The organism is Corynebacterium sp. HMSC08F01 (genome assembly GCF_001807545.1).
GTDB lineage: Bacteria > Actinomycetota > Actinomycetes > Mycobacteriales > Mycobacteriaceae > Corynebacterium > Corynebacterium coyleae.
Window position 1 is genome coordinate 17,992 of sequence record NZ_KV789289.1, and the last position, 23,498, is coordinate 41,489.

Sequence of the window (23,498 nt, forward strand, 5' to 3'; positions counted from 1 at the left end):
ATGAAGGCACACCACCACACTGCCGTAGCCGCCGTTTTGGGCTCGGCTGCGCTCGTATTGTCCGGGTGCGCGTCGGAGGACAACATCTACACTCAGGCGCGGCCGGAGAAGGCCGATATCGCCATCGCCATCGACGGCGCCTCCAACGAACAAGTCGTGCTTGGGGAGATCTACAGCCGTGTACTTAAGGGCCAAGGCCGGCCGACGAGCGTGACCTCAGTGACGGGGCTGGATGACGCGCCGACGCTTGAGGTGTTGCGTGAGCAGCCGATTGACTTCGTCGTCACGTGCACTGGGCGTCTGCTCGAAGAGTCGGACCCTAAGGCCGCCAAGGAGCTAGCGGGCGGCGATGTTACCGATGGCGCATATACTGACGAGGTCTATGGGGCCGCTGTCGCCGCCATGCCGGGGGATATGCGCACCGTCGACCCGTCACCCGCCCAAGCGTGCGGAGAGAGCGAACTGTCGCAAAACGTCATCCCGGTGTTCCATAAAGGCACCTTCGACCGCGGTGAGATCAACCGCCTGAACTTCATCACCCGCGTGCTGTCCACTGACCGTCTCGAGGAGATGGCGGAAGAAGTGGACAAGGGTGCCACGGTGGAGGATGCGATTGCGGAGTGGATGATCGAATACGCCCAAATCGACGTCCACCACGACACCCCGGCAGACCCAGAGGATGTGATCGACCCGGACTCTGCGTCCAAATAACCGAATAACAAAAACTCCGGCCCGGCTTTTCACAAGCCGGGCCGGAGTTTTTAGGTGTGCAGGTTAGTCAGCGAATGCTTCCTCAAGCAGCTGCTTTTCTTCCTGCTGGTGCACCTTGGCCACACCGGTTGCGGTGGTGGACTGTGCACGACGGGACACGCGGACCATCTCCGGCATGTCCGGGATCAGGGTGCGCAGGTGCTCGTTGTAGAACGGCCATGCGCCCTGGTTTGCCGGCTCGTCCTGGACCCAGCGGATCTCCTTGGCGTTCGGGTAGTTCTTGAACGCATCGGACAGGCGGTTGAACGGGATCGGGTGGAGCATTTCCACGCGGATGATCGCAACGTCGTCGCGGCCGTCCTTCTGACGCTTCTTATCCAGCTCCCAGTAGATCTTGCCGGAGCACAGCATGATGGTCTTCACCTTGTCGGTGTCGCCGATCTTCTTGTTGCCGCGCTCGACGAAGTTCGGGTCGTCGATGACGGACTGGAAGCGGTTGACCTCGGTGAAATCAGACGGCTGGGACACTGCAGCCTTGTTGCGCAGCATGGACTTCGGGGTGAAGACGACCAGCGGACGCTTCATCTCGCCGAGAGCCTGACGGCGCAGCAGGTGGAAGTGGTTCGCCGGGGTGGACGGCTGCGCGATGGTCATGGAGCCTTCCGCGACGAGCTGCAGGTAGCGCTCGATGCGTGCCGACGAGTGGTCCGGACCCTGACCCTCGTAGCCGTGCGGCAGCAGGGAGATCAGGGAGGACACTTCGCCCCACTTGGTCTCGGAGGAGGACAGGTACTCGTCGATAATCGTCTGGGCGCCGTTGGCAAAGTCGCCGAACTGTGCTTCCCAAGCGACAACCGCGTCCTTGTTGCCAAGGGTGTAGCCGTACTCGAAGCCCATGCCTGCGTACTCGGTCAGTGCGGAGTTGTAGACCTGGAACTGGCCGCCGTTGCCGGCTTCCTGCGCGTTGTGGTCGAGCGGGTTGAACGGCTCGGCGTTGTCCGGGTTGTACAGCACAGCGTGACGCTGGGTGAAGGTACCGCGCTGGCAGTCCTCACCGGCGAGGCGGACAAACTTGCCCTGCTCAGCCAGGGAACCGAAGGCGAGCAGTTCGCCCCAGCCCCAGTCGATGTCGCCGTCGGTGAACGAGCCGCCGCGCTTGGACAGGACGGACTTCAGACGCTTGTTCGGGGTGAAGTCCTCCGGCAGGTTGGCGTACGCGTCTGCGAGGCGCTTGAACTGCTCTTCGGAGATGTTCGTGTCCAGGCCGCGGGTGAGCTTCTGGGAATCGGTGATACCGGTCTGCTCGCTCGGCTTGCCCTTCTCGGACTTCACGTCGGTGAAGACAGCGTCGAGCTGGTCGTGGAAGTCCTGTGCGGCCTTCTCTGCGTCTTCCTGGGTGATGTCGCCACGGCCGATGAGGTCCTGGGTGTAGCGGGTACGCACCGACGGGTGGTTGTTGATGCGCTCGTACATGACCGGCTGGGTCACGGTCGGGTCATCAGCCTCGTTGTGTCCGCGTAGGCGGTAGCAGATGAGGTCGATGAAGACGTCCTTGCCAAACTCGCGGCGGTACTCGGTAGCGAGCTGAGCAACCCATGCGGCTGCCTCCGGGTCGTCGCCGTTGACGTGGAACACCGGGCAGTCGAAGCCCTTGGCCAGGTCGGTGGCGTAGTAGGAGGAACGGCCGGAATCCGGGGTGGTGGTGAAGCCGATCTGGTTGTTCACCACGATGTGGATGGTGCCGCCGACGGTGTAGCCCGGCAGGCGGGACAGGTTCAGGGTCTCCTGGACGATGCCCAGACCGGTGAACGATGCGTCGCCGTGGAGCATAAGCGGAACGACCGGGTGGTCTTCGCGGCCCTTGGTGGCCTTGATCTGGTCTTCCTTGGCGCGCGCCATACCGACGAGCACCGGGTCGACTGCCTCAAGGTGGGACGGGTTCGCAGCCAGGGAGACCTTGATCTCGCCGTCGCCGAACATCTGGATGTGCTCGCCCTCGAAGCCGAGGTGGCACTTCACGTCGCCGGAGCCACCCTGCTGGGCTGCGCGCATGTTGCCTTCGAACTCGTTGAAAATCGTTGCAACTGGCTTGCCCACGATGTTGAACAGGACGTTCAGGCGGCCACGGTGCGGCATGCCGATGACAACCTCTTCCAGGCCCTGGCCTGCAGCGGTGTCGATGATGGCGTCCATCAGCGGGATGAGGGTCTCTGCGCCCTCGAGGGAGAAGCGCTTCTGGCCGAGGTACTTCGTCTGCAGGAAGTTCTCAAAGGCCTCAGCGGCGTTGAGCTTCTGCAGGATGTACTTCTGCTCTGCACCGGTCGGCTTGGGCATGCCAGCTTCGACGCGGTCGCGCAGCCATTCGCGCTCGTCGCGGTCCAGGATGTGGGAGTACTCGGAGCCGACCTTGAGGGTGTAGGCGGAGCGCAAGCGCGACATGACCTCGCGCAGGGTCATCTGCTCCTTGCCGCCAAATCCACCGACGTGGAAGGTGCGGTCCAGATCCCACAGGGTCAGGCCGTGGGTTTCCATGAGCAGGTCACGGGAATCCGGCTTCGCCAGACCAGGCTGGTGCCAATGCAGCGGGTTGGTGTCTGCGATGAGGTGGCCGCGGGAGCGGTATGCCTCGATGAGCTGCATGACACGGGTGTCCTTGTTAATGCCCGTGTTCGGAAGATCCTGTGCCCAGCGAAGCGGGGAGTACGGGATCTGCATGGACTGGAAGATTTCGTCCCAGAACTTGTCGTCGATAAGCAGCTGCGAAATGTCGCGCAGGAACTCGCCGGACTCTGCACCCTGGATGACGCGGTGGTCGTAGGTGGAGGTCAGCGTGACCAGCTTGCCAACGCCGAGCTCAGCGAGGCGGTCCTCGGACGCGCCGGCGAACTCTGCCGGGTAGTCCATAGCGCCAACGCCGACGATGGTGCCCTGGCCCTTGGTCAGGCGCGGGATGGAGTGGCGGGTGCCGATGCCGCCTGGGTTGGTGAGCTGGATGGTGACACCGGAGAAGTCATCCATGGTCAGCTTGCCGTCGCGTGCACGAGCGACGATGTCCTCGTATGCGTCAACGAACTCGGAGAAGGACTTCTTCTCGCACTCCTTGATCGCAGCGACGACGAGGGAGCGGGAACCGTTCTTGCCCGGAAGGTCGATAGCCAGGCCGAGGTTGACGTTCTCTGGCTGGATGGCGAAGGACTTGTTGCCGTCCTCCTTGTAGTTCTTGTTCATGTCCGGGTGCAGCTTCGTCGCCAGGACGATGGCGTAGCCCAGGATGTGGGTGAAGGAGACCTTGCCGCCACGGGTGCGCTTGAGATGGTCGTTAATCAGCGCGCGGTTCTCAAACATGAGCTTGACCGGCATGTCTCGCACGGTCGTCGCCGTCGGCACCTCGAGCGACTCGTTCATGTTCTTCGCAATCGCACGGAATGCGCCCTTGAGCTGGAACTCGCCCGGCTCGACCTCGACCTGTGCGATCTTGTCCAGCGGGGAGGCCTTCGGCTTCGGCAGGGTGCGCTGCGGGCGGTTAGAGACCTTTGCTGCGGCCTCGTCGACCTTGGTCTCGCGACCATCCTGCGAAGGTGCGCCGGTGGAACGGGCAACCTTCGGGTCGGTCTTCGCCTGGCTTGCACCTGCCTGCGAAGGGGTGACGTTGGACGTGCCATTAGCGGTCTTCGGTGCACCCTTTTTCTCAAACAGTTCACGCCATTCGGCGTCGACCGAGTTCGGGTCGTCCTTGTACTGCTGGAACATCTCGTCAACCAGCCAGCTGTTCTGGCCGAACGTGTTTTCGCTGCTCACGGCAGGTTCTCGCCTTCCTTCTGTTTCGATTTCGCGGAACGTTTCTTTGACTGTAATCGTCCGCGCTGATATGGCGCGAACTTGGGTTGTTCCTGTCCACGGGGTTTCCGTCTTTCACCCCCGTTAGCGGTTGGCAGCCCACATTTGGGCATACCTACCGCCGGCGGTGAGGAGGTCCTCGTGGCAACCGTCCTCAATGATACGTCCTTCGTCGATGACGAGTATTCGGTCGGCCCTCGCAGCGGTTGCGAGGCGGTGTGCGACGACCACTGACGTGCGCCCCGAGGTTGCGCGGTCGGCGGCGTCGAGTACCGCGCGTTCGGTTGCGGGATCAAGGGTGGCGGTGGCTTCGTCGAGAAGCAGCACGGCAGGGGAGAGCATCTCCGCGCGTGCGAGCGCGATGATCTGGCGCTGCCCGGAACTCAAGCCTCGGCCGCGTTCACCGACGCGCGCGTTGAAGCCGCCGGGGATCGTATCGACGACACCAAGCGCGCCAATGCGGTTCACCGCCGCCTCGATCTCCTCTGGGGTCGCGCCCGGCGCGCCGTAGGCGATGTTGTCTGCGACGGTGCCAGGGAAGAGGTAGGACTCCTGTGGGACCTGGGCGAGTGCGCGGCGCCAGTCTGCAAGCGGGAACTCCGCGATGTTTGTGCCGGATGCGCGCACCTCACCGGAGGTGGGGTCGTAGAACCGGACGAGCAGTTTGACCACGGTGGATTTGCCTGCGCCGGTAGGGCCGACGAGTGCCACGGTGGTACCTGGCTCGATGGTCAGGTCCATGTGGTCGATCACGGGGGAGGCGTCTGTATCGGTGGAGGCGGAGTAGGAGAAGGTGGTGTCGTCGAAAAGCAATGGCCCACTTGCGGCGCTGTGAGCACCCGGGTTGGTGCCGGTATCGGGGACGGTGGTGCGTTGGGCAAGTAGAGCGCGGATGCGGTCGAAGCTGACGGTGGCTTGCTGCCAGGAGTCGAAGATTTGGCCAAGCTGCTGGATGGGGCCGTAGAGCTGGCCGAGGTACATGGTGAATGCGACGAGCACACCGACGGACAGCGATCCGTCGGCGATGCGTCCCGCACCAAAGCCGACGATGACGGCGGTCATGGTTTGGGAGATGAAGTGCATGCCTGGGAAGTACAGCGCGACCAGGGTGACGGAGCGCATGCGCAGGCGGCGGCATTCGTCGCTTAGGGCGGTGAAGTGCGCTTCGAAGTGGGGCTGCGCGCGGTGGGTTTGGGTGGTGCGGATGCCGCCGATGAGTTCCGCGAACTCGCCGTTGACCGTGGAGATCTGTTCGCGTGAGGCCTGGTAGTAGCGCTTGGAGAAGACTCTGAACGCCCAGGTAGCGGCGACAATCACCGGGACGGCGGTCAGCGCGATGAGGGTGAGTTCGCCGTCTGTGGCAACGAGCATAACGATCACGCCCACGAGAGAGCCGACGGCGACAATCGCCTGGGCAAGCCCGGTTTGTAGGAAGCTCGACAAGGTGTCGATGTCCGTGGTCATGCGCGTCATGATCTTGCCGGACAGTCGCGATTCGAAGTAACTCAACCCCAGTTGCTGCAGGTGCGCGTAGGAGCGCAGGCGCAGCCCGTAGAGGAGGCGTTCGCCGGAGCGCGACGACAAAACAGTCATGAGTGCATCCGAGGCCCAGGCGATCGCGACCACACCGAGCGCAATGAGCCCCGCGTTGATCAGGTTCTCCTGGTTACTTGGGGTAATGCCGCGGTCCACGGCGGCGCGCACGATGGTGGGGAAGGCCAAGTCCGCCAGCACGCCCACAATCAGCAGGGCGACGGTGCCAGCGATGAGCCAGCGCACGGCCTTGAACATGTCGCGGATGTGGAATTCGCTCGACGGGGTGCGCAGGCGGGTCAGTGTCTGCTCGGCCAGATCTGGCAGTTCGCGCGCTTCCGGGAGGCGCTCCACGCGTGCGAGCAGTTCCGGGGTGGCGTTGATGGTGGAGGCGCGCCCGCTCGTCGGCACGATCACGCGCTCCTGCGGTTCGGTGTCCACTTCGGGCCACAGGTCGCCAATCTCCTCGTACAGCGTCTCGGACTCGGGGTCCATGGAGGCGCGATACTCGTCGGTTGCCATGACCTCGTCGCGGGGCCCTTGCTTGACGACGACCCCATCGCGCACCACCGCTACCCGATCCGCATGATCCACTGTGGACTGGCGGTGGGCCACGGTCAGCACTGCGATGTCGCTGAGTGCTTCGCGCAGGTTGGCCAAGATGTGGGCTTCGTTGATGGAGTCGATGGCGCTGGTGGCGTCGTCAAGCACGAGCACCTTCGGTGTCGACATGAGGGCGCGGGCGAGCGCGATGCGCTGGCGCTGACCACCGGAAAGGGTGAGACCGCGCTCACCGACTTGGGTGTCGTAACCGTCGGGGAGGCGCTCGATGAACTCGTCTGCCAGGGCGAGACGTGCCGCCTCGCGCACCGCGGCATCAAGTTCGTCCGGCGACATGTTATCGGCAGCCCCCATGGCGATGTTGTCGCGCACGGAGGAAGAGAAAAGGAAGGCGTCGTCGAAAACACAGACCACATCGCCACCGGTGACCGTGCCCGTATCCGGGGCGTAGAACCCGCCAGCTAGCTGCACCGCCATGGTTTTGCCCGCGCCGGGCGGGCCGACCATTGCAACGGTCTCGCCCGGCGCGACCGAAAGGGTGAAGCCGTTTAAGACGTTGTGGCCGCCGGTGGAAAAGTGCACGTCGCTAAAGTGCAGGCCGGGTTCGGCAGGCAAGTTTTCGGTGGAATTCACGGTGGAGTTTGCGGTGGACTCTTCAGGTGCGAGTGCCAGCACATCCGCGAGCCTGTCGAAGGAGCTCATACCCATCTGCATACGGACGTACTGGTTGGTCAGCATGGAAAGGGTGGACGTCATCGTGGTCAGGTACGCGGTGAATGCGACGAACTGGCCGATGGAGATCCTTCCATGGATGGCGAGCATGCCGCCGGCGATGATGGTGACCACCAGCGCCACCTTGGGCAGTTGGGAGAGCATCGGCTGGAAGCGTGCGGTGAGTTTCGCCGCCCGCATTTTTACCGCGTAAAGGTGGCGGCCAAGGTTGTCGAGCTGGTCGATCTCTCGCTGTTCCTGCCCGAACGCCTTGACCACACGCACGCCGGAGACGGTTTGTTCGACGTGCTCTGCAAGTTCTGCGGTGGCGTGCTGGTTGACCCACGTTGCTGCGTAGAGCGTTTTGCGCGACCGGTTGGCCTCCCAAAGGAGCACAGGCAACAGTGCCAGCGACATCGCGGTCAGTGCGACGTCCATGCTCAGCATGACGATCAAGGTGGCTACCAGTTGCACGATGCGTGTGAGCATCATCGCCAGAGTGTCCAGCACCGTCTGGTACATGTTCAGATCCGAGATCGAGCGCGAGACAATCTGGCCCGTCACGATCTTGTCCTGTCCCGGCCCGTCCAGGCGGTGCAGTGTGCGCAGGATCTTGGTGCGCAACCAGTGTTGCGAGGTCGTTGCAAGGCGACCGGAGGTGGTGCGCCGGATGATGCTTAGGACGTAGGTGGCCGCTGCGACTGCCACCATCAGCCACGCCACGCGGGCAACGGAACCGTCCGCATTCCCGGTGGCAATATCAATCGCTTGGCCAGTAAGAGCGGGCTCGGCCACGCGGGTGAGCGCCGCCAAGATGGCAGCGGCGAACGCGACGGCGGCAGGCGCGCGGTTCGCCTTGAGCGATTGGGTAAGAAGTGGGCTAGTGGTCCTCATGTTCCTTGTCGTCGCTGTCCTTCCCGCTACTGTCCTTACCGTCGCGGAAGATCTTCAAAATCCACGCAGCGAATTCCTTCGGGTTGAAGCCACCTTTGATGCGACCGGTCTCGTCGGCCTTGTCTTCAGGCTCGAGCGGGGTAGCAAACTGCAGCGGCACCGGGCCGAGGGCCTGCTGAATGTTATCGATGATGTTGCCGGCCAGCTTGCGGTTCACCGTCGTACCGGCAATCGCACCCAGGCCGAGCGGCAGCATCTTGCCCAGCCAGGCGCGACGCATGGAACGACGCAGCGAACGCATAGCCATGCGCTGCAGCACGTTGTTGGTCTCATTGAGCGTCGGGCCAGAAAAGCGCGACAGGGTGGCCTTGCCAGGCAGCTTGCGGGAGTTTTCGCCGAGCAGCGTATCCACGATTGCTAGACCCTTCGTACCCATCAGCGTGGTCAGCACGATGGCGCGGCGGTGCTCGGGGTCGGAGATGTCGTCGCCACGCAAATATGCCGATGACATGGCGTAAAACGCCGCGAGATCCAGAAAGAGGGCGGACTCGCCGGCCACAGCAGCAGCACCTGTGAACAGGCCAACGCCTGGTACTGCCGCAGCGGCACCCACACCGGCACCGGTGCCCGTGACGGTGTTTTTCAGATGCTTATCCATAATCGCCTGGATCTGTGCCGGCGACTTATCCGGGTTGTCGCGGCGCAACCAATCTACATATCCGCGGATCACAGAGGTCTGCAGTCGCACGGCCTTGTCCACCGCGCCGATGAAAACACGACCGAGTTTGCCCGCGTCCTTTTCCAGCTGCGCTGAATTTTCCTGCAGCGCGACCTTGATTTCCTTGCGGAGCTCCGTCTCGTCGATCTGCGTTGATTTCTTCTTACCGAACACGTTTATCCTCCTGCCGTGAACTGGCGATGGGTAATTGGTACAGCATAGAACGACTTCATATCCCGGGAAGACCGGGCGGAAACGATCTAGGCTTGAACGCATGAATGCGCGCCGCCAACCAGTCGTACAGACAACGGTCGGAGCCGTGCGCGGTCAAGTCGACCCGCACACCGGAATGCGCACCTGGCGTGGCGTGCCATTCGGCGCCAACACCGCTGGTACTCACCGGTTCCGCGAACCGAAACCCGTCCAACCCTGGCCTGGGGTGCGCGACTGCACACGCTTCGGCCCACCCGCCATGCAAGGCACCTTCGGCATCCGTGGCACGGTGCTTGGTTCGGAGGACTGCCTCAACTTAGACATCGTCAGGCCCGACACTGATGAGGTCTTGCCTGTCGTTGTCTGTTTCCACGGCGGCACTTTTGTCACCGGCGCCAGCCACGAAAAAGTCCTCCAAGGTCATCGCCTCACCGCCGCGACGAACATTGTCTACGTCTCCTTAAACTTCCGCCTCGGCGTGCTCGGCTACCTCGATGTGCGATCGCTTGGCGACGACTGCGTGGCCAACCCCGCTATCCGCGACCAGATCCTCGCCCTGCGGTGGATCCGGGACAACATCGCAGCCTTCGGCGGCGACCCAGATGCTGTGACCATCATGGGCGAATCGGCAGGCGGTGCTGCCGTGCTGCATCTCATGTGCGCACCCGATGCCCGCGGCCTGTTCCACCGCGCAATCGCGCAGTCCCCGCCACCGGCCAGCGTCCACTCGAGGCGCCAAGCCGCCAGGTGGGTCCAAGCCCTCATCAGGAAACTCGGGCTCGCACCAGACACCACCCTTGACCAGCTGCGCGACATCCCCGCAGAAACCCTCGTGCGCGCCGGGCAATCACTGATGTTTAACAGCAAGGAAGCGCTGCAATTCAACATCAGCTTCATGCCCACCCTGGACAGTGCCAGCCTGCCCCAACACCCCATTGACACGTTCAACGCTGGCGAGCAAGCCCGCGTGCCACTGATCGTGGGAACCAACTCCGACGAAGCCAGTTTCACCAAAGCCATCTACCAAACCTCCCGCCAGCGCCAACGTGCTGCGCGCCGGGCGTTGAACGTGTTTGACCCGGACAATGCGCTGGATGTCATCGAGGCGTACGACGATGTCGGCGCACGCGGCGACTTTGCGGAGTTGATGGCAGACGCCGTGTTCTGGGCCCCGAGTGTCATCCTGGCCACCGCGCACCGCATGGTTGCGCCGACCTATATGTATCGGTTCGCCTACGCATCTGCCGCGATGCGCAAGTTGGGCCTCGGCGCGATTCATGCAGCTGACCTGGTTGCGGTCTATGGCGATCCCTTTGCCACAGTGACCTCCAAACTGGATCGCTTCGGGCCGCGGGACACGTTCCAAGAGGTCAGCCGGCTCATGCAGTACCACTGGGGCGAGTTCTTCCACACCGGCACACCTGGTACGGAGTGGCCCAGCTATGGGTTTAAGCGTGGCGACGACCCGGGGCGTGCGACTGCGGTGTTTGAGTACGGCATACGTGTGGAATACGACCCGAAAGCGGAGCAACGCACCGCGTGGGAGTCGTTTGACATGCGCGAGTGGGGAATTAGCCGGACGGATTTGTGACATCCGCGATGATAATTCCAGGCACGCGTCAGCGAACGTGGCTAGGCTGAAGCCAGTCTGAAGGTCAATGCGGAAGGAACCCACTGTCATGAGCTTTTTCGAGGACATCGCGGCCGCGTTGGACCGCGACGGTATTGAGTCGCGTGTAGGCGGGGACACGATGTTTGTCCCCATGTCTGCGGCGTTGGAATTGCAGTTTGTGGAAATTGATCCGCACCTGCCGGCAGCGAACGTATACATCGCCGCGGCTGACGTGGACGAGGACGACGAAGAGTTTGAGGCCGTCTTAGTCGCTGTGGTGTTCTCCGTGGAGGCAGCGGTGACTGCTGTTGCTGAGCACATGGCGACCGACCAGGTGGTAACAGTGCTGCGCGACCTGCTGGAAAGCACGGACGAGCGCATTGGGGATCTCGAGTTCTTCCAGGACCACGTCAACCCGCAGCAGGTGCGCGCAGAGGTTGGTGCGAACGCCGAACTGCAGGTCGTCGTCGAAGCCGTCAACGGCGTGCCGAGCGCCACAGTGACCTTCGTTGCACTCCCGGATGACTACGACGATGTCATCGAGGACGCCGAGGGCGAGTTGTGGGAGTCCGACGGCGATGCGGAACTGTCTGAGGAGGACCGCGCACGTCTGTTTGACGTCATCCATGATGAGGCAGTTGCCGACGCTGAGAAGCTCGAGCTGGGCAGCTTCGCCGACTTCGACCGTCTCTTTGACGTGCTGTCGCTCGCCGCCGACCAGGCAGAGGAATGGGAGGCGCAGCTGCTTCCAGTCGACGACGAGATTGACGAGCCGGACGTCTACGACATCTTCGGCCAAGACGACGAAGACTACGACGAGGACCTCGATGATGAGGATGATGAGGATCTCGACGACGAAGACTTCGACGAACTCGACGAGGACTAAGCCGCGCTGAGTCCTTCGAACATGGAGGAGGGCGACTCGATCGGGGTGAACGCCCCGTCGACGAGCCAGACGTAACTTGCTGCCTTCGCCCCCGGAATTTCGTGGACGGTGTGGGCAGCATCATCGGGGATGACCGCGCGCACCCAGGACTCGGCAAGCAACGTGTCCACGGGAACCCCCGCGGCATCGGTCACGCGCAGTTCGATCAAGTAGGCCGGAATGTGGCGCTGCCCGTATCCCTGAATACGAGCGCGGGCGCGCGGGCCAACACGCCGCCGCGTGACCGCCAACGACAGCGTCGGACCGTTGTCTATCCGGGGTAGCGATATCACTGGTGGCCGCCAGGTTGCAGCCGGGCGAGACAGTGAGCGCGGGTGGTGGATCATCGCGTTGATGGCGTGCAGCTTCTCGGGGAAGAGGTCTCGGATTTCGGCAGCCAAGGAATCGGCGCTGGCGTATGCATCGGCATCCACAGTGGGGGAGGTGCGGAACATGGACAGGGCATTCTTTGCGTTCAACTTCATGGCTCAAACACTAAAAGTCGCTCCGACACCACCCGGTACATATTCGAACATATGGGCGATACGGCTATTTGACGCGTTGTGTAACCTTGCTGTTTATGAGTGCGAATAAGGTGGTGAAACCGTCGATACCCCGCACCATTTGGGTGCTCACGGGCGCCGCCTTCATTGTTGCGCTCGGGTACGGGTTAATCGCTCCGGTTCTCCCGCAGTTTGCGGGAAGTTTCAACGTATCCATGGCCGCAGCAGGTGCGGTCGTGTCTGTGTTTGCTCTCGCCAGGTTGCTTGGTGCGCCCGGCGCGGGTGTGTTGGTGGACAAACTGGGCTCGCGCCCGATCTACCTCACAGGCTTGAGCATCGTGGCTGTCTCCACGTTCTTCGTGGCGTTTGCCCAGGCGTATTGGCAGATTCTTGCGTTGCGGTTCATCGCGGGTTTCGGCTCGACGATGTTTACGTTGTCGGCGCAGGCGTTGATTGTGCGGGTGACGCATCCTTCGATCCGTGGCCGCGCGAACGCGTTGTACGCCTCGGCGTTTCTTGTGGGCAATGTGTTCGGCCCAATCGTGGGCGCAGCGTTGTCGTATTTGGGTTTCCGTATCCCATTTGCCATTTACGGCGTGGCGGTCGCGTGTGCTGCGGGCATTGTTGCGTGGCTTACACAGCCGCGTCCAGGTTCGAAGGCTTTGCCGAAGGCGAAGCCAGCAATGCGGTTGCGTAGCGCCTGGAAGGTGCCTACCTACAGGGGATTGCTGGTCGCGGCGTTTACCAATGGGTTTGTGAATATGGGTGCGCGCGTGGCGGTGTTGCCGCTCTTTGCCGCCGCGGTGTTTGAGCAAGGCGGGGCAGCGGCTGGTTTCGCGCTTACGGCGTTCGCGCTCGGCATGGCGATCATGCTGCAGTTTTCCGGGCGTATGTCGGATCATTTTGGCAGGCGCCCGATGATCTTTGCGGGCATGGCAATGTCTGCAGTGTTTACGGTGGTGCTTGGCACGGCGACGAGTTTCTGGCCGCTCATGATCTGGTCGGTGCTGGCCGGCGTGGCTTCCGGCACGATGAGCCCGTCCATTCAGGCAGCGTTGGCGGACATCATTGGCAATGACCGCTCCGGCGGTAAGGTGTTATCCACATTCCAGATGACGCAGGATGCGGGCCAGATTTTCGCACCTGTGGTTGTCGGTGCGATTGCGCAGACCGCAGGCTTTACTGCCGCGTTCGGCGTATGCGGTGCAATGTGTGCGGTGGCGGCTGTGGTGTGGCTGATCATCGGTAAGGAAACGATGGTGAAGGAGCCACGATGAGAGTAATTCTGGACTGCGACCCGGGTATCGACGACACCTTAGCCCTCATCTGGCTGACCGCGGCCACGCAGGCAGGCATCCATGAGCTTGAGTGCGTGACCACGACTGCCGGCAACGTCGACGCCGACCAGTGTGCCAAGAACGCCGCATGGATCCTGTCGTTGTGTGGTTTGCCGATTATCTCTCTCGCCGCTGGAGTACCGGCGCCGCTTGAGGTGGAGCTGACTACCACGCCGGAAACCCACGGCGATACGGGGCTTGGCTATGCCACCGCGTCTGAGCGCCACGTCGAACACGACTGGGAGGCGCTGTGGATCGACGCGATTGAGCGCGGTACGGACGATCTGCACCTTATCGTCACTGGTCCCATGACCAATTTGGCGTTTTTCGCCCACGCCCACCCGCAGCACTTTGCGCGCCTGAAGCACATCACGGTGATGGGTGGTGCGGTGAACTATCCGGGCAACACCACGCCGACGGCGGAGTGGAACTTTTGGGTCGACCCGCACGCCGCGGCCGATGTGTTCGACATGACGCCGACTCCGATCACGCTGTGCTCACTTGGTGTGACGGAGAAGATGCTGCTTGAGCCTGAGCGGTTGGAGGGGGTCGTCGCAAAGCTAGGCGCGAGCCCGATTGCCCAGCACTTGGGTGACATTGTGCGGTTCTACTTCGAGTTCCACGAGGAGGTCGGGGAGGGCTACCGCGCGCAGATTCACGACTTGCTCACGGTGCTCATCGCGCTTGGTGCGGTGGACGTTGAGCATTGCTTGACGACGATCGCCGTCGAGGCCGATTCCGACCTCACCCGCGGCACCTCAGTGGCGGATCTGCGCGACATTTGGGAGCGCGAACCCAACGCGCGCCTGGTCACCGCTGCGGACATCGATGCCGCGTGGGAGTCCTTTGACTGGGCCTGCGAGATCCATGCACGCGTGGTGGCGGGTGATGCAAGTCTTATGGAACTGCGCCACCTCAAAGCGGACGACTAACTGCTACACTGCCTGATCTGGACGTTCCTGCCGAGGTGACATAGGCAGGGGCGCAATTGCTCATTTGCCCGTGAGAATTACGGAAAGATCCATGTCACACACCACTTCTCAAAACTCGCAGAAGGCGCAGTGGACCCCGCTGCGTCGCGTTCTTGTTGCCCTTGGCGCGCTGATTATCGCCGCGACCTGGCTCTACTTCGTTCTTGTCCGCCCCGCTGACTGGGATCAGGTCACAGGCTCCGGTCCTGGCATTACGTTGCTGGCGGGCTACGGCGTGGGCACCCTGCTGCTACTCGTGGCCATCGTCCCGGTGTTGCCGGCGCGCACGCTTGGGCTGATTCCGATTGCGATCATCATCAACTCCGTCATCGGCGAGATCGTCGGCTCGATTGGTCTGCCGCTGTACCTCGACTCCGTGGGTACCGTGCTGGTCGCAGCCCTGGCCGGCCCGGTTGCGGGCATGGCCACCGGCGCGCTGAACAACGTGGTGTGGGGTCTGGTCAACCCGGCTGCCTTGCCGTTTGCTGCGGGTGCGGCCTTGGTCGGCTGGCTCGCCGGTGTGTTCATCCACCGTTTCAACGCGTTCCGTAACCCTGGCACCGTGGTCGGCTTTGGCCTTGTGCTCGGCGTTGTTGGCGGCATGGTCGCAGCCCCTGTCGCTGCGTACGTCTACGGCGGCACCGCCGGCGTGGGCACCGGCGCACTGGTGAGCCTGTTCCGCGAAATGGGTGGGTCCCTGATCGCATCGGTAACCACCCAGGCGTTCATCTCTGACCCGGTGGATAAGCTCATTGTCCTGTTCATCGCCTACGCCACAGTGAAGGCGCTGCCGAAGCGCACCGTGGCTGCCTTCGCGCCACAAGAACCTGTCGCACCAGCATCGACACCTGAGGCGTAAAGCACTTCCGTGGCAGACCGTCTGAGTCCTTCAACCCGTGTGAACCCGTTGACCGCTTTGGCCATCGGGGCGTCGGGCTGGATTCTGGTGCTCGGGCTGAACCGGCCAGAAGTTTCACTCGCAGTGCTGGCCGCGGCAATGGTGCTGGGGACGTGGCGGACCCGCAACGTCGCGCTCATTGCGGCCGCCGCGTTGCTTGCCGCCCCTGTCGCAGCATCCATGGTGCTCATCCACGCGCCCTACGGTGAGCATCGCATCGCGCCGCTGCTTACTAGCGACGGACTTGCCACAGCAGGGGAGTTAGCCGCACGCTTCACCGCACTGATTGCCAGCCTGCTCGCGGCCGTCGCATGGTCGCGCACCCCGGACCTGGCCAAGGCGCTGCAGGCAGCACCGGGTGGCAACCGGATCGGATACATCGCCGGCACGACACTGCAACTCGGCCCCCAAGGTGCACACCGCGCCCGGATCGTTCGCGACGCCAACCGGCTCAAAGGCGAGCGCATCACCGTAAAAACCGTGGTCCCGAACCTGATCATGCCGGTGCTTACAGAGTTGCTCACCCAAGCCGGTGCTCGCGGCCAAGCCTTAGAGACCGCAGGCTACGACCTCACCGGCCCTCGCACCGTGCTGCACCCTGTCCACGACAGCCGCATCCAGCGTGCCGCCCGCATCCTCATCCCGCTTGCGTGTTTGGGGGTCGTGCTGTGGATCTGACATTGCTCACCCAGGCGCTCGACGAGCACCGCGCGGTGCAGGTGATCGGGAACTCCGGCGCAGGCCTGACCACCCTGGCAGCGCAAGTGCACCGCGAGTGGGACAACGCCGCCGTAGTCCAGCAGGACGCCACCGCGCACGTGTCCTACCTTCGAGATACCGTCATCGAGGAAGTTGCCCTCGGTCTCGAACAGCGCGGCGTACCCGCCGACGAGATGCGTCAGCGTTGCCAGGCAATCCTCCACGCTGCAGGGCTGAGCGATCTCGCCGAGCGCAACCCAGCGCAACTCTCCGGTGGCCAAACGCGACGCCTCGCCATCGCAGCTGTTGCGGTGCTTGAGCCGGGCACCTTGCTTCTCGACGACCCCTTCGCCGGCCTCGACCCAACCTCCTGCACCCGCATCACCGAACTGCTGGCTTCGCTGCCGTCGAAGGTGGTCATCCTGGGCACACGACATCGTGATATCGAATCGGCCGTGCTCAGACTTGTCGAAGGCGCCCTCCAGCCGGACGTCCCCCCCAACCCGAACCTGCAGCTGCCCGACCGCGTTACAGCAACCGGTGAGCCGATCGACTTCGGAGAAGTCTCCGCGGTGCGCGGCGAAACAACCCGCAAGTGGTGGCAGTTCCGCACCACGTCAGAGCCAGCGTTCACGGCCGGCCCAGTGCACCTGACCGTCCTCCCCGGTGAGGCCGTGTGGCTACGTGGCGACAACGGTGCCGGCAAGACAACGCTGCTGCGTGCGATGGCCGGCCTCGACGACAACCCGGGCCTGGAACAGACTCGCGGCGTGACCGTGTCGCTGGCGTTGCAGCGCGCCGCAGACCAGCTCGCAGAATCCACCGTGGGTCGGTTCATCGGCAACGACGATGCCGTCGCCGCACTGGGCTTGGACCCGGAGGCCCACCCGTTGGATCTTCCGTCGGCCCATTTCCGGCTCGCACAGCTCGCCCAGGTGTTTGCCCAGGGGCGTGATCTTGTGCTTCTCGACGAGCCCGACGTCGGCCTCGACATCCCCTCCCGCGAGCGTGCCCACGCACTCATCGCAGCAGGCCTGGCACGCGGTCAGGCGGTGATCTTCACCTGCCACGACACCAGCTTCGCCGCGGAGGTGGGGGAGTATGCAACGGTTCAGCATGCTTTTCAGCTGTAGGTGCCGGATTCAGTTTCAAACCGGGTCGATCCACCGTTAAAAACGGTGGACGACTACACAGCCCCAGTAATTTCGCTTCTTGATTAACAGGAGGGTAATTCGGTGAGATGCGCAGCGCTTTCGATATCGACCTTCTGCGAAGCGCAAGTAAGCATGAGGCTGCAAAAACTGTCAGAAGTTTTGTAATTCGTACTAGACTAACTCCGAATCTTTGTGCGGAAGAGAAAGGTATTCTGAGAGTGGTTCGGGCTTCAAGCATAGGGGCAATTTGGCGCAAATGGGATATGCATGTGCACGTCCCAAATACCCGAATGAATAACCAATTCGAGAAGGTAGATGGAGAAACGGATTGGGGTCGATTTTGTAAAATCTTAGAAGAATCAGATGTGGAAGTATTTGGCATTACCGATTACTTCTCCCTGGACTCTTATTTTGAGTTCAAGGATCAATTTCAAAAGCTCTATCCGGATTCAAGAAAGGTTTTCTTCGCTAACCTTGAGTTGCGGCTCGATGTCGCCGTGCATCACTCCGAGTCGAACATCAATGCTCACTTGATTTTCCCCCCGGACATAACTCCGCAAACTGTAGATTTGTTGCTTTCTCACATCCCAACTTCGTCTCAAAGCGGCGAAGGCACGCGGAGTAAAGCCTTATTAGAGCATAAGAACTCCTCAGAAAAAATATTGAACGGGTTAACAGTAAATTTCAAAGAATCGTTGCAAGCGATTCAGGCTGCCCTCGATGATGTAAAACCAGGTGAATACGATTCAAAGGTAATGATCGCCCTATCAGGTAATAAGGATGGCCTGTCGCCTGGTTACTTCAACGACCGGAAGGGGCAGCTGATTGATAATTACGACCTGCACAGTCATATCATTTTTAGCAATTCAACCAATGCGCCTCACTGGCTGGATACCTCACGTGGGGAGGGGACTGGCCGGAACTTGAAACCGCATCCAACTTTCTACGGCTCGGATGCACATTCTTTTGAAGAACTTGAAAAAATGCTGGGCAAAAGTGGCAGTGATAATGCTCGTAGTTGGGAGACTACGTGGGTCAAAGCAGAACCCACATGGGAGGGGTTTCGGCAGACGCTCGCCGAACCTGCTGACAGAGTCCGTATCCAGCCCACTATTCCGGATGCTAAGAACGACTACCTGATCATCGATTCTGTCGAATTTACCGACCAAGAACTTTTTCCTGCAAAAATAAAACTCAATCCTAACCTGAACGCCATTATCGGCAGTCGTTCTTCAGGTAAGTCATCTCTGCTCGCGCATATTGCGCACAGTGTTCGTCCCGCTGAAACGGAGGAGCAGCAGAAACTGGCCGGGATGGATAAACCAGGGCCGGCAGCAGGCTTTGTTTGGGAAACCAAGAACAGCCAGTTGTGCAAGGTTAACTGGAGGGGCGACAACAGAGGCCGGGGTAACATCGTTTACGTTCCGCAGAACTTCCTGAATAGTTTGAGCGACAATGCTGCCGAGGTGACTAATCGAATCCGTCCCGCCGTACGGTCTGCAAATGAGGAGCTAATGAGAACCTTTGACTCCCGGGTACAGGAGCGGGACACTATATCTCGGCAAATAGAGGAAATAGTTCAGCAGTGGTTCCAAAAATATCAAGAATTTGGCACACGTGAAGCGGAACTAGAGAATTTCGCAGATTCTGATGCCTTGAGTTCACAACATGAGAAACTCAAATCAGAGATGGCTGAGATGTCCGCGTTCGCCAATTTGGATGAAAAAGAGTTAGAGCGCGTGACAAAGGTGAAAGAGCTGCTCGGCGAGAAACGTAAGTCGATTGAAGATCTCGAGGCGCGTAGGGCGGCGATCCGAGGATGTCTCACCGGTGCCGATCATGTAGGAGCAGGGGTCCAAACGGATGGCTTAGTGCAAGTTAGCGTGGCAATCGAAACCATGCGTGGGGAGCTGTCGGTCGGCCATATTAAGGAGATCGAAGCTTGGAGAGCGGAAAAGCAGCGTCTGCTTAATAGCGAATTCCGAAAAAAATTGGATGCGATGTCGGAAATTACTGACTCCACGCTTGTAGGCCTAAAGGCGGACGTGGCGCGAATTCAGAGTGATAATAAAGAGCTTTTCGAAAGATTCGATAAGAATGCTGATTTAGTTAATCTCCAGAAACGAATATCCAAGATTGAACTAGACCTTAGTGGCCGGGAAAAAAGTGCTGGCAAAGTCGATGATCTTAGAAAAGAGATGGGGTACCTTGAGCAGGAAATCGATTCGAAGATTATCGAGCGTAGCGCCAAGGAATCACTTCTAGAGAAGGAGTTTAATTCGGGAGTCACGCCGTTTGTCGATGGGTTGATATTCAAGATAGAAAAAGCCTTCTCATCTGAGCAAATTGATAGGTGTTCGGCAGGCTTTAACGCACGCAGCAAATCCGATTTCATTACGGAAGACAGATGCTTAGATGTTCCCTTAGCGCAGGCGAAGGCTGCTACTTTTCTGCATGAGGTCGCTTCAGGACGTCTCAAGGCTCGAAAAGAATACGAACCCGAGATGCTCGCTCGAATGGTTCTATCGGCTAAGCCGGAAATTAGATTTGCAGCAGAAATGGATGGAGATACCATCGGAGGGTTCGGCTCCTCCACAATGACTCCAGGCAAACAGGCATTGTTCGCCCTCACTCTTATTCTGAGTGACGTGGGGGAAGACTGGCCCCTGTTAATTGATCAACCGGAAGATGATCTCGATAGTAAATCGATTTACGAATCGGTGGTTAAGTTTTTGCGTCGGCAGAAGCAACGGCGGCAAATTTTAATGGTGACTCACAATGCGAATTTGGTCGTCGGAGCGGATGCGGAGTTGGTCATTGTAGCTAACCGACACGGAGCCGATCGGCCTAATGAAGATGCGAGGGTGTTCGATTACGCTTCCGGGCCATTGGAGTCAATTGAGATTGTTGAGAATGCAGAGTTTGAGCTTGATCGACTGAGTACTCGAGATCACGTTGTGGAAATCTTGGATGGTGGCGAGGAGGCCTTTCGTAAACGCCAGCAGCGTTACCAGCTGCCCGCTGTTTAGGAAAACTTACTGTCTGATTGGTTTGTCGTCCTGGCGTTTTACGTCCTCCGTTTAACCGATGAGGTCTAGGGGTAAATCCGATATGTCTCGAAGTCGGTTACCTTCGGTCAACATGGTTAGAAGTTCTTTTGCATCTTCAGACCCCTCGGCTTGAACTGCGGCACTCAGCTCAGGCAGCGCTGCGTGGTAGACCATGTCGATATCACCGGTTCCCAAAGCCAGTGAAGAAATCCTTGAAAGCATTGGCTCAGCAGTGACTGCGATGATGTGCGGTGAACGTCCTTTGCGGTTTCGAATTAAGTTAAGTGCTTCCGCGCGTGTGTTCTGTGCTCGGTCACTTCGCATAGTCAATTTGCAGCTGATAACTGCATGAAGAATTTCAATCGGTTCGGAAGAATTTGCCGCTCGAAACGGGGAAGCGAGACCTGAGAGCGAGTCGACCATAACGTGTTGGCTATTTAGCGATTCATCATTGATTGCTGTTCGGGTGACGAGAATATCCGGGCTAATGGTGTAGGAATTGCCAAGCGCAGCAGCTAGTTCTGGCGTTTCGCGAACTGCCTGGGTTAGGTCCGCTAGATGACGATAAGGTTCATAGTTTTCTACATGTCCGCTACGTCGCGAGCTGCCAATCGCTTCAGCGCTCCAATCACCCGGACGAACTGATTGAAGAAAAGGAAACGTTCCTCTGATAAAAGAAGCGACGGCTTCTTCGAAGAGCGAACCTGAGGATTGGCCCTTCATTTTCGCTTGGGTTTTGGCGCCCAGAGTACGAGCCATGTGAAACGCGATTTTCTTACTTGCGTTGCTATTGCTGTCTGCGATGGAGGCGACTCCTGAAGGTGAAATTGACACAATTCCCTGGAGGACAAGCCGCTGATGGAACAGCTCGCGGTTAGCTGTGATTATGGACTTGTTGGCTTGGCCATTTGCGGTCATGAGGGGAACTCTAACAGAGCTAAATCTGGTCGCTCGGGTTGTGCAGTGAAATTGGAGGACGATACCGACTGCTTGTTTAGTGCGGCGGTAATAGACCGTCCGACAGCAGCGGCGACTGGCGGCGGAAAAGCATTACCTACTTGCTTCCAAGCTGCAGTTTTACCGCCTTGCCATTTCCAATCCTCAGGGAATCCCTGTAATACTCCTCCCATTTTGACCGTTAGCCGCGGCATCTCAATCGCGGGGTCGATGGGAAAGTCATGTCCCGGTGCGTCTTCTGCGATGGACGAACCTTTGATGCCGAGTTTGGCCCATGCTTCACGTGCGCGAGTTGGTCCCACATCTGGGCCACCATGCTTCTTGCTTCCTCCGACAAGCGTTGGCCCAATATCTTGGGCATTTTCTGCCCACTTCTTTGCTCCAGGCCAGCCATTGGCGGCCATCAAGTCGTAGAGAGCGTTTCCAACCGTGAAAAATCGGCCGACAGGTTCGGGCCAATCGAAAAAATCCGCATACTCAGTTTTTAGAGCTACCAATATGAAACGAGGGCGCAATTGTGGCAAACCGTAATCAGCGGACGTAATGAGTTCCCAAAATACCCTGTATCCTAATGTCTCAAATTCGCGAATCAATTCACTGCGGTAGGCAGCAAATCTTGGTTGAGACAAACCTCTGACATTTTCCAGCATTACGGCCTTGGGATGCGCGATTCGCGTCAGTTCGAGCGCACGTGGGAACAAATCACGCTCGTCATCTCTACCAAGTTGTTTGCCTGCAATGGAAAACGGCGGGCATGGGACCCCTCCGGCAAGTAGGTCTAGATCCTCGGAGTAAGGAGTGATATCGAAGTTGAGTACGTCACCCTCAATCACGTTCCAGGATGGTCGGTTTGCTCGGAGAGTCGCCGCGGCATGCGGATCAAGTTCCACCGCAGCGCGAAGGTTGAAACCTGCTTCTTCAAGTCCGAGTGCCTGACCACCTGCGCCGGCGCAAATCTCAACGGAAGAAAACGGAGTGTTCATTAAGCATCAGCCTATAGGTTGAAAGCGTATTAGAGAAACGTCATTACGTTTTGTGGGCGAAAAACACGTTAGAGAGGTTGGGGGACAAGGAAACGAATATATCGAAAATGTGTGCGATGGTGAATTTTCGGTCCCACGCAAGAAAAGGGTCCGCGGTAGCCCCGCGGACCCTCGTCCATACGCAAATGCTCTTAGATCTCTGCCTTGTCGATCACGTCGCGCAGGGTTTGGGCGGAGTGGTGGAACTTGGCGGTCTCGGTGTCGTCGAGACGGAGCTCGACGACGTTGCGCACGCCGCTGCGGTTGAGCACGGTTGGGGTGCCGATGTAGATGTCGTTGAGGCCGTACTCGCCCTCGAGAAGCGCGGAGACCGGCAGGACGACGTCCTCGTTGCGCAGGATCGCGCGCGTGATGCGGGCGAGCGCGTTGCCGACGCCGAAGGACGTGTTGCCTTTGCGTTTGATGATGTCGTAGGCGGCGTCGCGGGTTTGCACAAACATCTCGTCGATCTGTGTGTAAATATCCGGATTGCGGGTGGCTTCCGTCTCAAGCAGAGCGGGGAGGGGAACGCCACCGATGGAGCCGGAGGACAACACCGGCAGTTCGGTGTCGCCGTGCTCGCCGATGATGTGGGTGTGCACCGCAGAGGGAGCGATGTCGAAGTACTGGCCCAGGTTGTGGCGCCAGCGCGCCGTATCCAGCACGGTGCCTGCGCCGATGACCTGATTCGATGGCAGCCCGGTCTGCTTCCAGGTCACGTACGTCAACACATCGACCGGGTTGGTGGCCACGACGTAAATGCCGTTGAAGCCGGCGGCCATGACTTGTTTGTTGATTGAATCGAAAATCTTCACATTGCGCGCCACAAGATCCAGACGCGTCTCGCCATCGCGCTGCGCAACACCCGCGCAATTGACCACGAGTGCCGCATCCTTGCAGTCCTCATACGTGCCAACCGTGACATCCATGTGGTGGCCAGAAAACGGGATCGCGTGATTGAGGTCTTCTACCTCTGCCCAGGCGAGGTCCTCGTTGATGTCGATGATGGCCAGGTGGTCTGCCAGCCCTTGGTTCAAGACTGCGTAGGCGTATGCGATGCCGACAGCGCCTGCACCGATGATGACAACTTTCGAACCTTGAGTGACAAACATACGACCATTATTCCATGTGTTGATTACGGGGAGCGGGGTGGGTTGGCGGCTTCGAGGTTACTTCGTCAATCCGCTTTTTA

At 60.0% G+C, this 23,498-nt stretch carries 16 protein-coding genes; 9 read left to right on the forward strand and 7 right to left on the reverse strand.

Annotated features, from left to right (window positions below):
• Positions 1–711, forward strand: coding sequence for a type 2 periplasmic-binding domain-containing protein (locus HMPREF3171_RS02975; protein WP_070453076.1), 711 nt, complete (start codon positions 1–3; stop codon positions 709–711).
• 63 nt (positions 712–774) lie between these two features.
• On the opposite strand, the gene HMPREF3171_RS02980 is transcribed toward HMPREF3171_RS02975, so the two are convergent.
• The 3 genes from HMPREF3171_RS02980 to HMPREF3171_RS02990 form a co-directional block, all read right to left on the reverse strand.
• Positions 775–4,509: a multifunctional oxoglutarate decarboxylase/oxoglutarate dehydrogenase thiamine pyrophosphate-binding subunit/dihydrolipoyllysine-residue succinyltransferase subunit gene (locus HMPREF3171_RS02980; RefSeq protein WP_070482716.1), complete on the reverse strand. Its 3,735-nt coding sequence runs from the start codon at positions 4,507–4,509 to the stop codon at positions 775–777.
• A 123-nt stretch (positions 4,510–4,632) separates the two neighbouring features.
• A complete protein-coding gene (locus tag HMPREF3171_RS02985) occupies positions 4,633–8,247 on the reverse strand; it encodes an ABC transporter ATP-binding protein (protein ID WP_070482717.1) in 3,615 nt (1,204 codons plus the stop codon).
• The gene (locus HMPREF3171_RS02990; RefSeq protein ID WP_070482719.1) at positions 8,234–9,139 is read right to left on the reverse strand and encodes a hypothetical protein; all 906 of its coding nucleotides are present in this window, start codon (positions 9,137–9,139) and stop codon (positions 8,234–8,236) included. Before HMPREF3171_RS02990 ends, HMPREF3171_RS02985 begins: the two co-directional genes overlap by 14 nt.
• Positions 9,140–9,239: 100 nt before the next feature.
• Here HMPREF3171_RS02990 and HMPREF3171_RS02995 point away from each other — a divergent pair, with 100 nt between their 5' ends.
• Positions 9,240–10,769: a carboxylesterase/lipase family protein gene (locus tag HMPREF3171_RS02995; RefSeq protein WP_070482720.1), complete on the forward strand. Its 1,530-nt coding sequence runs from the start codon at positions 9,240–9,242 to the stop codon at positions 10,767–10,769.
• 88 nt (positions 10,770–10,857) lie between these two features.
• Positions 10,858–11,676, forward strand: coding sequence for a hypothetical protein (locus HMPREF3171_RS12035; protein ID WP_070482722.1), 819 nt, complete (start codon positions 10,858–10,860; stop codon positions 11,674–11,676).
• Here HMPREF3171_RS12035 and HMPREF3171_RS12040 read toward each other — a convergent pair.
• Positions 11,673–12,200 (reverse strand): hypothetical protein, encoded by a 528-nt coding sequence (locus HMPREF3171_RS12040; RefSeq protein WP_168161869.1) that lies wholly within the window; start codon positions 12,198–12,200, stop codon positions 11,673–11,675. The genes HMPREF3171_RS12035 and HMPREF3171_RS12040 overlap by 4 nt on opposite strands.
• Before the next feature lie 95 nt (positions 12,201–12,295).
• Here HMPREF3171_RS12040 and HMPREF3171_RS03010 point away from each other — a divergent pair, with 95 nt between their 5' ends.
• From HMPREF3171_RS03010 to HMPREF3171_RS03035, 6 genes are all read left to right on the forward strand, one after another.
• Positions 12,296–13,495, forward strand: coding sequence for an MFS transporter (locus HMPREF3171_RS03010; RefSeq protein WP_070482723.1), 1,200 nt, complete (start codon positions 12,296–12,298; stop codon positions 13,493–13,495).
• Positions 13,492–14,487: a nucleoside hydrolase gene (locus tag HMPREF3171_RS03015; protein ID WP_070482724.1), complete on the forward strand. Its 996-nt coding sequence runs from the start codon at positions 13,492–13,494 to the stop codon at positions 14,485–14,487. Before HMPREF3171_RS03010 ends, HMPREF3171_RS03015 begins: the two co-directional genes overlap by 4 nt.
• 91 nt (positions 14,488–14,578) lie before the next feature.
• Entirely contained in the window at positions 14,579–15,385 is an 807-nt protein-coding gene (locus tag HMPREF3171_RS03020; RefSeq protein WP_070421802.1) for a glycosyl transferase family 9, read from the forward strand.
• A 9-nt stretch (positions 15,386–15,394) separates the two neighbouring features.
• On the forward strand, positions 15,395–16,102 hold the full coding sequence (locus HMPREF3171_RS03025) for an energy-coupling factor transporter transmembrane component T family protein (RefSeq protein WP_246815309.1): 708 nt from the start codon (positions 15,395–15,397) through the stop codon (positions 16,100–16,102).
• A complete protein-coding gene (locus tag HMPREF3171_RS03030; RefSeq protein ID WP_168161870.1) occupies positions 16,093–17,256 on the forward strand; it encodes an ATP-binding cassette domain-containing protein in 1,164 nt (387 codons plus the stop codon). The genes HMPREF3171_RS03025 and HMPREF3171_RS03030 overlap by 10 nt, the downstream gene beginning before the upstream one ends.
• A 107-nt stretch (positions 17,257–17,363) precedes the next feature.
• On the forward strand, positions 17,364–20,306 hold the full coding sequence (locus HMPREF3171_RS03035; RefSeq protein ID WP_349018895.1) for a TrlF family AAA-like ATPase: 2,943 nt from the start codon (positions 17,364–17,366) through the stop codon (positions 20,304–20,306).
• A gap of 51 nt (positions 20,307–20,357) precedes the next feature.
• Here the strand turns inward: HMPREF3171_RS03035 and HMPREF3171_RS03040 are convergent, their stop codons facing one another.
• From HMPREF3171_RS03040 to HMPREF3171_RS03045, 3 genes are all read right to left on the reverse strand, one after another.
• Positions 20,358–21,245: an NgoMIV family type II restriction endonuclease gene (locus tag HMPREF3171_RS03040; protein WP_070482727.1), complete on the reverse strand. Its 888-nt coding sequence runs from the start codon at positions 21,243–21,245 to the stop codon at positions 20,358–20,360.
• Entirely contained in the window at positions 21,242–22,267 is a 1,026-nt protein-coding gene (locus HMPREF3171_RS11590) for a DNA cytosine methyltransferase (RefSeq protein ID WP_083284728.1), read from the reverse strand. The genes HMPREF3171_RS03040 and HMPREF3171_RS11590 overlap by 4 nt, the downstream gene beginning before the upstream one ends.
• Before the next feature lie 191 nt (positions 22,268–22,458).
• The gene (locus HMPREF3171_RS03045; RefSeq protein ID WP_070482729.1) at positions 22,459–23,418 is read right to left on the reverse strand and encodes an L-lactate dehydrogenase; all 960 of its coding nucleotides are present in this window, start codon (positions 23,416–23,418) and stop codon (positions 22,459–22,461) included.
• Positions 23,419–23,498 lie beyond the last annotated feature (80 nt).